This is a genomic window from Streptomyces sp. NPDC004647, assembly GCF_040609575.1.
In the GTDB taxonomy this organism is placed as follows: Bacteria; Actinomycetota; Actinomycetes; order Streptomycetales; family Streptomycetaceae; genus Streptomyces.
Window position 1 is genome coordinate 146,034 of record NZ_JBEXKU010000001.1, and the last position, 14,282, is coordinate 160,315.

10 protein-coding genes are annotated in these 14,282 nt (G+C 68.2%); 8 read left to right on the forward strand and 2 right to left on the reverse strand.

Annotated features, from left to right (window positions below):
• Nucleotides 1-144 precede the first annotated feature (144 nt).
• Complete coding sequence (locus ABZW18_RS00440) at nucleotides 145-915, forward strand: hypothetical protein (RefSeq protein ID WP_356179924.1); 771 nt, start codon at nucleotides 145-147, stop codon at nucleotides 913-915.
• A 354-nt stretch (nucleotides 916-1,269) separates the two neighbouring features.
• On the opposite strand, the gene ABZW18_RS00445 is transcribed toward ABZW18_RS00440, so the two are convergent.
• Complete coding sequence (locus tag ABZW18_RS00445; protein ID WP_356179927.1) at nucleotides 1,270-2,949, reverse strand: hypothetical protein; 1,680 nt, start codon at nucleotides 2,947-2,949, stop codon at nucleotides 1,270-1,272.
• Between the two features lie 289 nt (nucleotides 2,950-3,238).
• Between ABZW18_RS00445 and ABZW18_RS00450 the strand changes: the two genes are divergently transcribed.
• From ABZW18_RS00450 to ABZW18_RS00465, 4 genes are all read left to right on the forward strand, one after another.
• On the forward strand, nucleotides 3,239-3,613 hold the full coding sequence (locus tag ABZW18_RS00450; protein ID WP_356179930.1) for a hypothetical protein: 375 nt from the start codon (nucleotides 3,239-3,241) through the stop codon (nucleotides 3,611-3,613).
• The gene (locus tag ABZW18_RS00455; RefSeq protein WP_356179933.1) at nucleotides 3,610-5,277 is read left to right on the forward strand and encodes a hypothetical protein; all 1,668 of its coding nucleotides are present in this window, start codon (nucleotides 3,610-3,612) and stop codon (nucleotides 5,275-5,277) included. Before ABZW18_RS00450 ends, ABZW18_RS00455 begins: the two co-directional genes overlap by 4 nt.
• Before the next feature lie 37 nt (nucleotides 5,278-5,314).
• Nucleotides 5,315-6,499, forward strand: coding sequence for a hypothetical protein (locus tag ABZW18_RS00460; protein ID WP_356179936.1), 1,185 nt, complete (start codon nucleotides 5,315-5,317; stop codon nucleotides 6,497-6,499).
• Nucleotides 6,500-6,723: 224 nt separating this feature from the next.
• Entirely contained in the window at nucleotides 6,724-7,185 is a 462-nt protein-coding gene (locus tag ABZW18_RS00465) for a DUF3263 domain-containing protein (protein WP_356179939.1), read from the forward strand.
• A gap of 112 nt (nucleotides 7,186-7,297) precedes the next feature.
• Here the strand turns inward: ABZW18_RS00465 and ABZW18_RS00470 are convergent, their stop codons facing one another.
• Complete coding sequence (locus ABZW18_RS00470; RefSeq protein ID WP_356179941.1) at nucleotides 7,298-8,599, reverse strand: ATP-binding protein; 1,302 nt, start codon at nucleotides 8,597-8,599, stop codon at nucleotides 7,298-7,300.
• A gap of 618 nt (nucleotides 8,600-9,217) precedes the next feature.
• On the opposite strand from ABZW18_RS00470, the gene ABZW18_RS00475 reads away from it, so the two are divergent.
• The 3 genes from ABZW18_RS00475 to ABZW18_RS00485 are packed head-to-tail and all read left to right on the forward strand — an operon-like array spanning nucleotide 9,218 to nucleotide 14,217.
• Nucleotides 9,218-9,580, forward strand: a complete 363-nt coding sequence (locus ABZW18_RS00475) for a hypothetical protein (RefSeq protein WP_356179944.1) — start codon at nucleotides 9,218-9,220, stop codon at nucleotides 9,578-9,580.
• Between the two features lie 22 nt (nucleotides 9,581-9,602).
• Complete coding sequence (locus ABZW18_RS00480) at nucleotides 9,603-11,099, forward strand: DNA polymerase Y family protein (RefSeq protein WP_356179947.1); 1,497 nt, start codon at nucleotides 9,603-9,605, stop codon at nucleotides 11,097-11,099.
• Entirely contained in the window at nucleotides 11,092-14,217 is a 3,126-nt protein-coding gene (locus ABZW18_RS00485; RefSeq protein WP_356179950.1) for an error-prone DNA polymerase, read from the forward strand. Before ABZW18_RS00480 ends, ABZW18_RS00485 begins: the two co-directional genes overlap by 8 nt.
• The last annotated feature ends 65 nt before the right edge of the window (nucleotides 14,218-14,282 follow it).

Genomic DNA, 14,282 nt, shown 5'->3' on the forward strand with positions numbered 1-14,282 from the left:
GCGGGCCCACACCTTGACCCGAACGCGGGCCGCTGCACCGCTGAATTCCCGCCAGGCGGGAGCAGTGGACGAAATACTTCCGCTCGGCGGGAGAGACGGTGCATCGATCGCATTTTTCGTGGCGACATGCGGACACTGCGGAGCATGCCGAAAGTACTGATGAAGAACACGCGTGCACTGTCCGTCCGGCGCATTGCCACCGCGCTCGCTTGCGCCGCGGTACTGATGCCGCTGGCGGCCTGCCAGGGGGATGCCGACCCAGCGCCCGCAGGTGACACGAACCAAGCGAGCGATGACCTCGGGGCTGGGACACGGGCTCAGCCGAACGGAGTCGAGAGGCTCCCCGCCCGCGAGATCTACGAAAAGGGCACCCAGGCGAATGCCGACGCGGGCTCGTTCCGGGAGAGGATGACGCGCAAGGACGCCAAGACCGACATCCGGATCTCCGCCACGGAGTGCGTAGGGACAGTCGAAAAGCAGCGGATCGGCTCATTCGAGATCATCCGCAAGGGCAACGACGTCTGGGCCAAGATCGACACAAAGTTCGCCGGCTTCGCCAAGGCCAGGGGTGCCTCGCTCCCCGCCGGTAAGTGGATTCATGGCCCGCAGAGTAACGGGCTGATGAGGGGGCTGAGCAGCTACTGCCACCACGAGCGGTTCACCGCCCCCGACAAGGCATCCACCAAGATGACCAGAGGCACGGTCGCACAGGTGGACGGGCATTCCGCGGTGCCGGTGACGACAAAGTCCGAGGACCGGTCGCTGGCCTTTTACGTCGCGACCACAGGCAAGTCGAACATCGTCAAGCAGGAGAGCACAGGTGTGAGCAAGTACGGGGACATCGTGTTCACCGAATTCGGCAAGCCGGTCGGCGCAAAGGCGCCGACCGGCGAGGTCATGGAAGCGCCGAACTGAAGCCGGTACGGCCTCGTCGCTGGCGCCGCGTCGGACCGCGGCCCAGCGGCATCCGTGCACCGCTCCGTGCACCCGCAAGCTGAGCGGTGAAAGCGCCACAGTACGAGTCGGTGGCGCCCACGCCAAGGTGGACACACTGTCGGATACGAGGTCGAAGCGGCGAAGGAGCGCGGACCGTCCGGCTGACCAGCTGGTTCCCGAGCGCTGCCCGAGAACCACCCGTATCGCGAATGGAATCCGTCAGAGGAACGGTCCTAACAAAGGAGAAGGCCAGTCATACCCGCAGGCCTTGCGGCTGCAGGATTTAGCGCCCAACTCGTCGGCTGGGCCCGTGTCGATGACTGGCCTTCCTCTTCAGTTAAGCACACCTTCTCCGCCCGCCGTCGACACATCGGCCGAAATACCGGTCACGGCTGGCCCGGACAGTGCCTCAAGGAGACATTGCGTACGGAACGGCGCGACGATCCAGGCTTCGATGACGTGGCCCAAACGGTCAACGGCGTCAGGGTACTCAGCCACGCCAGCGCGCCGAGCAGCGTGCTCCACAGCCTCCGGCTCAGCTGGGAGCGGCTCGCGATCCGACAGACATAGCGCACTGCGGCGCAGCTGTTGGAATGACAACGGAGTCATGCCTGCCGGCCCTTCGAGCCCACGGAAGCCGTCGTAGCAGTAGAGCGCCATCAGCAGTGCATCACGCTCCGCCCGCAGCTCGGCCTCGCGACCGACGCTGGCCACGCTCAGATCCACCGCATACCGGCGGCGCCACCTGGGATCGTCGGCATGCGCACCAAGCTCCTGGCGCACCTCCTGGCGCGCCACAGCGGCCAGCTGTTCCCTGTCGGGCAGGGGCATGAGGAGCTGGGAGACCTCTGCCCGAGTGCGGGCGATCTCGAATGCTTCAACCACAGCGGGCAGCCGGGCGCCGGCATCCGGGATGCGCGGGATACCGGAACGCTCGGCAGCTTCCTGCAGAGCCGCCAAGTCGTTGGCCGAGGGCAGCGGTGACTTGGGCGCCAGCCCCAATGCCTTCCACCGCATCTCCACCATCTGGCTTCGGGCGATGCCGAGGGAGGTATGCAGCCCCTTGACCCCATCGTGCAGATGCAGCGACATCGCCATAGCCATCCGCTCGTGCCCGAGGGAGCCCACCGACGAGCGCGCATCACGGTTGACCTCCAACACTCTGCGCAACCGTCCCGGAAAAGCAGACTCAGCCGAGATCTCGGCCTCGACCTGTGCCCGTGCGGCAGCCCGAATCTCGTCAAGGTCCGGCGGTGGAGGCGCTACAGGCCGACCTCCCCGGGTGGTCGGCCTCAGCGTTGCAACCTCGATGCGCTGCCCAGCCAGCGCGAGTCGCAGAGCCCGCCCCACCGAATGATGCGAAGGCGAGTGTGACCGCCCTCGCTGCGCCATGAGCGCTGCCGCCTCACGCTCGGCACTGGCTCGCAGCGTGGCTGCGCGCCGTCGCCGCGCAGGCCCAACGGGCACCTCCCGCAGCTTCTCGCGCACCTGGTGCGCCGTGACACGCAGCGGTACGACGAAGGGACGGCCCCCTTCCTCGGCGGCCCCGGCCACCTCCAGCACCGAACGAGCGACTGCCAGCGCGCAAACCAGTTCCGGCAGCCGGACCGCAGCATCGGCTACTTCCTCGACCCCGGCTCTGCGGGCCGCCAGGGCTCGTTTGGCCACACTCTGCGCAGGGATGATCGCGGTGTCCGTACCCGTACCCAGGGCGCGGCGATAAATCTGCTCCACACTCCAGCGACTGCGCAGGGTCCGCTCACTGAGCTCGCTGATGCTCATCCCATCGCCGTAAAAGAGCAGCGAGGCGACGAGCCGGTCCTGCTCAGCTCTCAGCCGCTCGAGAGTGTCCTTGGCTTCTGCCCGCAGGGCCTGAACTCGTGCCCTGCGGCGATCCCACGCTTCGGCGGCCGCCAACTCATCCAGTTCGTCAGCGGCTGCGAGCGCAGCATCCACGATGGCCGAGAAGTCCGGGTAAGGGACGGCGGTTGCGGCACGGGCCTGTGCAGGCATCAGTAGATGTCCTCACCAACACGGAGCGGGTACGACCAGGCACAACATCCTGCCCGGCGCCGCGACGAACAGTACACCGGGCCCGCTGCCGGGCATCTCCGGCGGCCGCGGGGCTCCCGTTCGCCACCGGGCCGTGGCTGCCCGTCCCGCTGCAAGGGACTGCTCAGCAAGTTCTTTCGCGAACGGACTCACCCCCTGGACCAGCACCACCAAGGTCCATTGCCGGTCCCGGGCGCCCAACAGAGCCTGCCAGTACTGCCCGCCTTCCTTCGCACGAGGAGTACGGCCCATGCCTGAGCCCGCCGCCTACCCCGAAATCTGGGCCGACCGGCTCACGACACTGAAGGACTCTGCGCACCAACGTGTCCTCGCTGCCCCCATGCCGGCGGCCGCCATGACTCAACTCCTCGAGACGGGAAGAGCGACCGAGCTCGGCCCCTTCGCCCAGAGCCCGGTCAGGTACCTGGACCGCTGGTGGCGCGAGACCGAAGGAGAGGGATGGGTCGCCCTCGACGCCGAGGGCAGCGCCCAAGTCGACAGGCACGCCGAGCGCTACTGGGCCGCGACGCGAATTACGACAACACCCGCCGGGGCGCCGGAGACGGACATAGCTGTACCGCCCCCTGACACCGGGGTGCGGCTTCCCCGACGGGGGACGGCATGAGCATCCCGTCCGGCCCCCCGCACGAACGGAACGTGATCAGCGGCCTGCTGCGTAACGAATTCCTCGCCCACGAGCAGCTCACCACCGACCGCCACGCCCTCACTCCGCAACCCTGGCTCAAATCGAAGCACTTCCAAACAGGGTGGCTCGGCGAGATCTACGACGTGCTCGTCCACGGCGGCCTCGTCGACATCTACCAGCATCTGACAGCACACCCGGGCACAGACCGCACAACGGCCGTCGTCCAGATCGTCACCCAGCACATGTGGCGGCGCTATGAGGAAAAAGCCCTCGCCGGACTACCCGGAGAGGCACTGGAAGATCCGCAGTTCTGGCAAAGTCTGCAAGGCCAGCTGCGCGACATGGCCGACCCCGACCGGCCGACCGACCTGCGGCATGTGCGGCACGACGCCTACGCCATCCTCCAGCAGGCACCCGGCCCCCCTTCTCAGGCGTCCGGTCAGCCCTCCCGGCCCCGGCAGCGGGACGAATGGGGGCTGTGGGGCGAACTGGCCGTCATCGACGCGGTGATCGACAACCCCGCATGGGGCCGCCCCGGCCACGACGCCAAATTCTGCTACACCCCCTCCGACCCCGAGGCGTCACCGTACTGGCTGCAACCCCAGGACTTCAGCGACCATACCTTCGCTGAGGTCTGGGACGCCCTGGTGACCGGGCCCGACCCCGCGGTCGCACTCCCCGAGGCCTCCGACCCCACCCTCAGACCCGAACAGCGCCGACAGGCCATAGCCGAACACATCTGGCAGCGCCTGTGGCACAACGACCGTGCACGCGCCGCTGACGATCCCATGGCTGCCGCCCGCCTGAAAGACGACACCTACCCCGCGCTCTGGACGTTTCTGAACGGCGGCAGCCCGAACCTCCATTCCAATCCGGAGCTTGCCACGCACTACGCGGTCGAGCACGTCCTCGAACCCAGCATCCCCTCCGCGATCCACGCTCTCGCCGGCCAGGTGGCTTCTGACGGACAGATGGACGCCTCACTGCCGGACGTGGCGGCGAAACTCAGCGAAACACTGGCCGCTCTGGACGCCCTGAAAGAACGCATCAACCAAGGACCGCGAACGTCCACCACCTACAGCCCGGCTGACCAGGGCCCCGGCGCAGTGCCCCAGACCAACAACGGCTTCGCTGACCTCGACAAAGAGCGACGTGTCGTTCTCTCCCTGATCAGCGACCCCACGCAGTTTGCAGCCGACTGGCGCGTGCAGCGGCTCCATCGCCACGACTTCACCAAGCCTGAGCACCGCTATCTCTTCCAAGCATCAAAAAACTCCCTCAACCAGCAAGGACTACCCCACGACCCCGCGCTCCTGGCCCAGGAGGCCGCCCGGCTCGCCCACCACGACCGAGCCGCGCCGCTGAACACCATCGAGCTGCTCCAACTCCAGCAGGCCGCAGCCTCCCAGCAGGCGCCAGCTGCGGCAGGCCAGGCAGCAGGACACCTCATATTCCTCACCGTGCGCCGCGCCACACAGCGGGCCAGCACCGTCATGAGCACTGCAGCCAACCGGCGTGGCGCGCACCCCGGCCACCTGATCGACCAGAGCCGGGACCAGATCGTCCAGGCCACCAACGAAGCGCTGCGCTACGACTACGCGCCCGCGCCGGATCGGCCCAACACCGCCGCACCCGCAGGGTGAGCGGGCAACCCGCAGGACCTGAAGGGAGAGGAGAACCGTGGCCATCAGCCAGCCCGCATCCGAGTCGCACGACGGGCACGGATCCGATGGCAACATCGTCCAAGCAGCGATCCGTTGGTTCGATAGCGACACCGCTCCAACGCCTCAGGTCAGCCGTCGCGGAATCCGCGAACCCAGGGCTCCCGGGACTCTCCTCAGCACCGCCCGCGCCGCTCTGGAACTCGACCAGCTGCGCCCTGGTGCCGGGCACCAGCGTCACGGGTCCGCCGAGGAAGATGCCGCCCTGGTGCAGGCACAGGTGAACTGGCTCATCCGCCGCCTACCAGCAGAACACCACCCGACCGCACTCGACAGCGCGCAGCAAGTCGGCCGTGCGTGGGGCGTCCTGATCGGCGGAGCCACCAGCATGACCGGAGAGGCTGGCATCCTGCCCACTGATCAGGTCTTGGCTGCCTTCCGGCACAGCACCAACCTGACCCTCGAAGCCGCCGAAGAGCTGGTGTTCCAGGCGCGAGAGACCGCCAAAGCCTTCAACCGCGCGGACGCCCTCGCACCCTACGATCACACGTCCCAGGAGAGACTGATCGTTGATTGGCACCGGCTGGCAGCGTGCGGCCCTGAACTCCCTGATGCCGCCAGGCTCGCAGAAGATGTCCTCGAGCTGCTGGAAGCACGCGCATCGGCCACCATCCAGCGAGACTGGATGACTCCCTCCGAACAGTTCGTCGCGGACCGCTACGAAACACTCGCACGACTCAACACCACCCTCGAGCCACTTGCGCGTCTACTACCGGCGGCACCGTCCCCTGCCTCCACCGCCATCCTCGTGCAACTCGCCGCTCCACCACGGCAGGATGAGCTCACCGAGGCGGCCACCGCTGCCGCACGGGCCCGAGCGGTCGCCGACTGGTTCAACAGGAAGGGCGCCGCCGAACCGAGCAGGCCCCACATCGTCGAAGCGGTCGTACCGCGCATGCGGACCATCACCAACTTGAGCATCGCCCTGGACCACCTGCTGCACCCAGGGCGCCCCACAGGACCGGATCCGCTCGCCTCTCCCCGGGTGACTGAAGTCTTGCGACGCCTGACCGCGCTGCCCGTGCCGGAGATCCGCCTGCCACAGCCTCCGTCTACCGGCCGACACCCAACACCCGGGCACACAGACCAGCACCAGCACCCGCCATCCACCGGGCCCAGCGGACCGCCGCTCCCCGGCCCGTGACCGGTCTCATGCCACGCGCCAGAACACGACCTGACACGCCACTGATGAACCAACGCGATCGCGTGTCCCGCAACGGTGACCGCGTGACCACCTCGGCATCGAGACACCCTCAAAGTTCGCCCTTGCCACACTAATCACCGGGCTCCGTACGGTCCTTACCGCCGGTCTTGGTCGATCTCCGCCCAGATCCCACCGGCCCCAGACCGCGCATCCAGGAGCTCATCATGCCCGCGACACCCAATCGTCCCCGGCCCCCTTCCCGGACAGGAACCACCTCTTCCGACAAGCCCCGGCAGCTCGACAGCCCCCGGCTGCAGGACACCACCCCACCCCGCCCGGCCGGACAGGACGAGCGCGCCCGTGCCGGTGAAGCTGCTGTCCGGCGCACCTCATACGTTCCCTACCGTCCTGACCGCCACTACGAGGGCCTGAGCACACAGGATTCGAATGTCCTCGCCCTGGCCGCCGCAGAGACCCGATCCGACCCGCCCTGGAGCGCCGGGACTCGCGACCGGCACATCCGCGAAGGCCTTGACATGTCACCGACCGGCTACCATCAGCGGCTCGTCGCCCTCCTGGCGGAGCCGAACGCGCGCAAGGCGGAGCCCATCGTGCTCCGTCTCCTCGAAGAAAAACTCAACCGTCTTCGCCAGGCCCGGGGAGAGAGCCCGCTGCGCTGGGAGTAGCGACTCATCCTTCAGGCCTTCCATGCGCGCGGGTTGGGTGTGGGCTCTTGAATGGGTGAAAACCGCGTCAGCGTGCGTGGTCGCCTGAACACAGCGGCTCCAGGTGCTGCTGCTAGGAGTGCAGATCGATACCGAACTGGTTCAGCAGCCCACTGGCCAGCTCCTCGGCGCAGGCGCGCAGCGTCGTGTCGTCGACGGCCGGAGATAGGGCCGTGGCGACTGGCAGAAGCTGCACCGGCTGTCGGGCCCACTCGACTACTTCCGGCCGTCCGGATTCGCTACGGAAGGGCACAAAGGCATGGCCCGCCCGATCAGGCCTCCCTCCCTTGGTCTCCAGGTCAGCCGACACGGCAGCAGTGATGTCCACGGGACTGTCTTCGCCCCTGGCCTGCTGATACTCATGAAGCAGCGCCACTGTCTCGTAGACGCTGCTGACGAGGACGTCGGTGTCGACACCAAAGTCGGCGAAAAAAACGGTAGTCAGGTTCCACGACAGCTCGACGGCAACAACAACTGACCCGTCGTCGTGCAACTCGAGCATGACGCCGCGGGTCTTCTCACGGCGGCTGGGAACCATGAAATTGGTTTCAACCCAGCGCCGAAGCCCGACGCGAAGGTCGTTGTGGAGATGCGACGACAGGACCGCCGGCTGTGCCGGGGAGTGGCCGCGCAGGCGGGCGGCCGCTGTGGCCGAGCGCTGCACAACGATCTGGGCCTCCGCACGCTCGGATCGCGGTATCAGCCCGGGCGTCGGCCGAGCCTGCCGTGCCGCGATTACGAGCCATGCCGTGGACTTGCCCGGGAATGCGCCGAACACGGTCTCGGTGGCGTGGGACAGGCAGCGTTCCATAGCGGCCTCGGCCGATGCCTGCCGTCCGAACCGTTCGGTGTAGGTGCGTGCTATCTGGTGTTCTTGCATGTACTCGGTTCTATCCCGGATGCGGTAGGGAGCGTTGAACGTTGCCCGGTCCTTGTCCCTTTGTTCCCATCCGGAGTGGAAGTGAGGAGCCATCTCGCTCTGGGGCACGTCGACGACCAGGAGGTCGAGTCCGTCGCCGGCCGGGGAGGGCAGCGGCACAAAGTCCACGCCGGCGATGTACGGCTGGACGGAGTTGGTGAGGGCCTTCTGCAGCTGTTGGATGTTGACCTGGGTCAGGTCGATGCCCACCAGCTCAATGGCATCGCTGACACCGTAGATCAACAGGCCGCCGCGGGTGTTTCCCATGGAGGCAACATCCTTGGCGAACTCGTTCCAAAGCCCGGGCTTGCGTGCGAACGAGGGCAGGGTCTCCTTCCAGTCGAGGTCGTCGCTCTCGGCGAGTTTGTCGGACACGGCCGAGGCGACCATTTGATAGTCCAGGGGGCTGGGCGGGGCACCGAGATGTGCGTGCAGAGGGGTCCAGGAGCGTGCCATCGGCTCAGCCTAAGTAGGAGTCCTCCGGCGCCCGAGCGTTTTTCGGCCCGCGGATGCTCGAAGGCGGGCACGTCGATACACAGAGTGACCATGCTGGGGCATCGGGGCTTCATCGCCCGGAAGCCATCATTGAGACACAGGCAATGGGGCTGCGCATGACAATCGCCCCCTTCGCACCCACCACCGCGCCGGCAGGGTGATCGCCAGGCTGCGCACGGCAGTTGGCGGCCCGCGCGAACTTGAGATGCGCCCGGGCGGGTGACATGAGATGCGCCAGACTTGCCGATATCGCACGAGTGTTCGAAACTCGCTTTTGTGCAGGCAGTGACGGTGGCAGCAGAGCAGGCCCGAAGCGGCGCGCGCCGAGATGGGTACCCGGCGGCCCCCGCCTTGCGGTCCCTGCTGCCCCACGGCAGGCTTCCGCCCGGAAGCGCCGTCAGCGTCCTCGGAGACCTGCCCCTCCTCCTGGCGCTGGCTTCCCCCGCAGCCGCGTGGGCAGGAGCCTGGGCCGCAATCGGGCTGCCTGACCTGAGCCCTCTTGCCGCGACGGCCGCCGGTCTGGATCTAACTTGCGGCATGTGGGTGGACGCCCCCGGCCGACGCTGGCCCGATGCCCTGATGGCTGTCGCGGAGACCGTCCCCGTCGTCCTGCTCGGGTCGCTCGGCCGCGTGCCCGACCGCACAGCCCGACGCGTGGCCGCCGTCCTGCGACGCAACCGCACTCTGCTACTCGTGGCCGGCCCGTGGGACGGCGCTCAGCTGCGGGCAGAGGTCACCCATGCCTCCTGGGTAGGAGTCGGGCAAGGGCACGGCCTGCTGCGCGGCCGCCGCGCAACCGTGATGGTTTCCGGACGCGGAGCCGCGGCCGCCGAGCGAGCCGTCGACCTGTGGCTGCCCGGTCCCGACGGCACCGCACGGCCCATCAGCGACCCCTCCGACGCCCGACCCGGCCCGCGCCCGGCCTTGCGCACGGTGGGGTGAAAAGACGGTGAGAGTCCTGGTCGTGCGGGTACCGCACTGGCCGATCGTGGCCAGCGGCGCCGCCCCGGAGGAGCCGCTGGCCATCACCAGCGCCGGACGGATCGCTGACTGCTCTACTCCGGCACGCGCCGCCGGCGTCCGCCGCGGCATGCGCATCCGGCAGGCGCAGAGCCGCCTCGAAGGCCTGCGTCTGCGCGAGCGCGACATGCAGGAGGAGACCCGCGCGTTCGAACCGCTCGTCCAGCGCATCGAAACCGACATCACCCCCCGCCTGGAAATCATCCGGCCAGGGCTCCTCGCCCTGCCCGCCAAGGGCCCGGCCCGCTACTGGGGCGGCGAACACAACCTCGCCGAACGCCTGACCACGACCGCAGCCGTCATACACCTCGACGTCACCGTCGGAGCCGCCGACACCGTTTTCGCCGCAGCCCTCGCCGCCCGCCGCGCCCACCTCGTGCCCGAAGGCACCACCAGGGCCTTCCTCGCGCCCTACCCGCTCGGGGTACTGGACCGCCCCGCCCTCGCCGACCTCCTCCTGCGCCTGGGCATCACCACCCTCGGCGAATTCGCCGACCTTCCCACCGAAGCGGTCCTCGCCCGCTTCGGCGCTGACGCCCTCACCGCCCACCGCACCGCTCGCGGACTCGAACAGCGCGGCCTCAACGCGCAGGCCAGCAGCCCGCGCCACCACGTCGCCACCGACTTCGACCCGGCCGAAGACCGCCTCGACCCCGTCGTCTTCGCCGCCAAAACCCTCGCCGCGCAGCTGCACACCGAGCTGCGTTCCGCCGGCGTCACCTGCGCCCGCCTCGAACTGCGTATCCACCTCAACTCGGGACGCGCCCTGCATCGGTTGTGGCGGCACGAGGGCAAGCTCTCCGACCTCGCCGTCGCCGAGCGGGTGCGCTGGCAGCTGCAGGCCTGGCTGGATTCCGCCGCCCTCGCCGATTCGGCGGGGTCCGGCATCAGCCGCCTGGAACTCCGCCCCGAGCAGCTCACCACGGCGCCAGGCGAACAAGATGCCCTGTTCGGATCCCGCCCGGCGGCCGAGCTGGGCCGGGCTGCCGCGCGGCTGCAGGCAATGCTCGGCCACCGCGCCGTCACCCGGGCCGAACTCTCCGGCGGCCGAAGCCCACGCGACCGCGTCCGGCGTGTGCCCTTCGGCGACGTCGTCGACAGCGGCCGTCCCACCGTCGGACCGTGGATCGGACAGCTGCCCGCACCCCACCCTGCTCACGTCTTCCCGCACCCACTCCCGGCGCGGCTGCTGGACGCCGCACAACACGACATCGAGGTCTCCGGCCGCGCCGTGCTTTCGGCAGCCCCCGCCCGCCTCGGGGTGGACGGGTGGCCCACGGCCGCCGTGACGGGATGGGCTGGGCCCTGGCCACTGGTCGAGGACTGGTGGCAGCCCAGCTCCCACCGGCGTGTGGCTCGCCTGCAAGTCACCACCAGCGACGGACGAGCGTGGCTGCTGTGTCGCGTCGGCGACTGGTGGGCGGAGGCGCTCTATGGCTGACCGCTCCCCTCTGTCGCTCGCCACCGCACCCGCCTCCGATCAAGATCCAGCCGGTTGGGCGGAGCTCCACGTCCACTCCGGCTTCTCCTTCCTTCAAGGCGCCTGCGCACCCGACGAACTCGTCGCTGAAGCGGCGCGACTCGGCATCGAGGTCCTGGCGCTGACCGACCGCGACTCGCTCGCCGGAGCGCAGCGCTTGGCCCAGGCCGCCCGCACCTACCGCCTGGCCACCGTCTACGGCGCGGAACTGTCTCTGCACGACCATCAACTGGGCCCGGTGGTCGTCATCGCACGCAGCCTGAACGGGTACGCCCAGCTCTCCCAGGTCATCAGCACCGCCCAGCTCGCGGGCCGCAAAGGAGCCCCCCGCTACAACCTCAGCCAGCTCTCTACGGCCGCGGCCACCGGCCACTGGGCCGTGTTCACCGGCTGCACGGATCCTGCTGACCCGGACGCCACCGTCATCGAACACATCGTCCGCCGGCTCACCGCCCTGCAGGAGGTCTTCGGCACCGCCGTGCATGCCGAGCTCATCGACCATCATCTGCCCACTGACAGCATCCGGAACGACGCCCTCTACGTCGCGGCCCGCCGCACCGGCACACCGGTGGTGGCCACCAACGCCGTCCACTACGCCGCCCCGCGCCACGCGCGCCTCGCCCAAGCCCTCACAGCCCTGCGCCGCCGTGAGAACCTCGACCAGGCCGCCGCCCACCTCAACGCTGCCCCCACTGCTCACTTGCGCCGGCCCGCTGAGATGTCCACCCTGCTGGCCCGCTACCCCGGCGTGCACGCAACGACGTTGGCACTGGGCCGCGACAGCGTCCTCGACCTCGCCGAGCTACGCCCTCAACTGCCCGGCTTCCCCGTCCCCGACGGGCACACCGAGCACTCATGGTTGTGCGAGCTCGCCGAGCGCGGCACCACCGCACGCTATGGGCCCCGTGCCAGCCCTGCGGCACGGGCTGCGTGGCGGCAACTCGACCACGAGCTCACCGTCATCGGTGAACTTGGAATGGATGGCTACTTTCTCATTGTGGCGGACATCGTCGACTTTGCCCGCCGTTCCGACATCTGGTGCCAGGGCCGCGGATCTGCCGCCAACTCCGTCGTCTGCTTTGTCCTGGGTATCACCAACGTCGACGCCGTACAGCACGAGCTACTTTTCGAACGCTTTCTGTCCACCGCGCGAACCAGCCCACCCGACATCGACGTGGACTTCGAGCATCGGCGTCGCGACGAGATCTTCGACTACATCTGGGAGACCTACACACGTGCCCATGCCGCCCAGGTCGCCAACATCATCACCTTCCAACCGCGCCTTGCTGTCCGGGAGGCCGCGCGCGCCCTCGGCTACCCCACGGGCCAGATCGACCAGATGACCCGCCATATCCACCACGAGCCACCCGCGCCTGACGCGGCCATTCCCGTCGACGTACGCGAACTCGCCGCCCAACTCCACGGCCTGCCACGGCACCTGGGCGTTCACACCGGAGGCATGGTCCTCACCAGACAGCCCCTCGCCCAAATCATGCCGATGGAATGGGCCACCGCCGAAGGCCGCACTGTGTTGCAGGGCGACAAGGAAGACATCGAAAATGCGGGTCTCGTGAAGATCGACATCTTGTCTCTCGGCATGCTCAGCGCCCTGCATGACGCTTGCCGTCTCATCGAGAAACACCACGGCGCCACCTACGACCTTGCCAGCATCCCGCCGGACAACTCCGCGGTCTACGACATGATCTGCCGGGCCCAGACGGTCGGTTGTTTCCAAATCGAGTCCAGAGCGATGATGTCGACACTCCCACGACTCAAGCCGCGAACGTTCGCCGACCTGGTCGTCGCCGTCAGTATCATCAGACCGGGACCTATACAGGGGGGCTCGGTCAGACCTTACCTGCGCCGCCGCGCAGGCACAGAGCCCGTCACCTACCCGCATCCCCTGGCCGAACAGGCCCTGCGCCGGACCCTGGGCGTCCCTCTGTTCCAAGAGCAGATGCTCCGCCTTGCGATTGACTGCGCCGGCGTCCCGCCCGCCGAAGCCGACCAGATTCGCAAAGCCCTCAGCGCCAAGAACGCACCCGAGAGAGTTGCAACATGGCGCCAGCGGCTCATGACAGGCATGGCGCAGCAGGGCATCCCGCCGACGGCCGCCGAGGAAATCTACGACATGATCGCTTCGTTCAGCGGGTACGGCTTCCCGGAGAGCCACGCGACGAGCATGGCGCATCTCGTGTACGCGTCCGCATGGCTCAAATACCATTACCCGGCCGCCTTCACCGCCGCTCTCCTGATCAATCAGCCCATGGGCTTCTACGCCCCGCTGACACTCATCGGTGATGCCCGCCGCCGGGGCATCACCGTCCGCCCCGTCGACCTGGCCGCCTCCGGCGTCCATGCCACCCTTGAGCAGGATGCGTCGACAACCGGTCAGCCCGCCATCCGGCTCGGCCTGTCCACAATCCGCGGACTCAGCCCCGAGACCGCCGGGCAGATCGTCAACGCCCGTCCGTACAGCTCGGCGGAGGACTTCGCACGCCGCGTCAACCTGCCCGTACACACCCTCGAAGCACTCGCCACCGCAGGTGCCTTCGACTGCTTCGGTTTGGACCGCCGGGCCGCCCTGTGGCAGGCCGGAGCCCTCGCCAACCTTGACGACACCTCTCTGCCGGGCAATGCTCAAGGCTCTGATGCGCCCCGGCTTCCCGCCATGGGCCCGGTCGAAGTCACCTTCAGTGACCTATGGGCCACCGGCTCTTCCCCGGACAGCCACCCCGTGCAGCACCTGCGTGAGTACCTGCAGGGCTGCGGAGCTGCCACGACCGCGGGTTTGCGAACCTACGCTGACCGCCAACCCGCTTTGCTGGGCGGACTCGTCACCCACCGGCAGCGGCCCCCGACTGCCAAGGGCACCTGCTTCCTCTCCATCGAAGACGAAGCAGGACTTGCCAACGTCATCGTGCCGCCGCCCGTATGGGACCGATACGCACGTATTGCGACGGAACACGCAGGCCTACTCATCCACGGAAGCATCGAACGCTCCCAAGGCGTCGTCAACCTCGTCGCCCACCGCATCGCCCCCCTACGGCTTTCCCTGCCAACCCGGCGCCGCCGCTGAACCGCAACGAGACAGGACAGTGTCCGAGAGGAGTGCGGTGGCCGACACCGGCGCTCCCTATCAGA

What these genes read in the sequence shown, in the direction of transcription:
- ABZW18_RS00440 (WP_356179924.1), top strand. Translation starts at nt 145, where the DNA reads ATGCCGAAAGTACTGATGAAGAACACGCGTGCACTGTCCGTCCGGCGC.
- ABZW18_RS00445 (WP_356179927.1), bottom strand. Translation starts at nt 2,949, where the DNA reads ATGCCTGCACAGGCCCGTGCCGCAACCGCCGTCCCTTACCCGGACTTC.
- ABZW18_RS00450 (WP_356179930.1), top strand. Translation starts at nt 3,239, where the DNA reads ATGCCTGAGCCCGCCGCCTACCCCGAAATCTGGGCCGACCGGCTCACG.
- ABZW18_RS00455 (WP_356179933.1), top strand. Translation starts at nt 3,610, where the DNA reads ATGAGCATCCCGTCCGGCCCCCCGCACGAACGGAACGTGATCAGCGGC.
- ABZW18_RS00465 (WP_356179939.1), top strand. Translation starts at nt 6,724, where the DNA reads ATGCCCGCGACACCCAATCGTCCCCGGCCCCCTTCCCGGACAGGAACC.
- ABZW18_RS00470 (WP_356179941.1), bottom strand. Translation starts at nt 8,599, where the DNA reads ATGGCACGCTCCTGGACCCCTCTGCACGCACATCTCGGTGCCCCGCCC.
- ABZW18_RS00475 (WP_356179944.1), top strand. Translation starts at nt 9,218, where the DNA reads ATGGCTGTCGCGGAGACCGTCCCCGTCGTCCTGCTCGGGTCGCTCGGC.
- ABZW18_RS00485 (WP_356179950.1), top strand. Translation starts at nt 11,092, where the DNA reads ATGGCTGACCGCTCCCCTCTGTCGCTCGCCACCGCACCCGCCTCCGAT.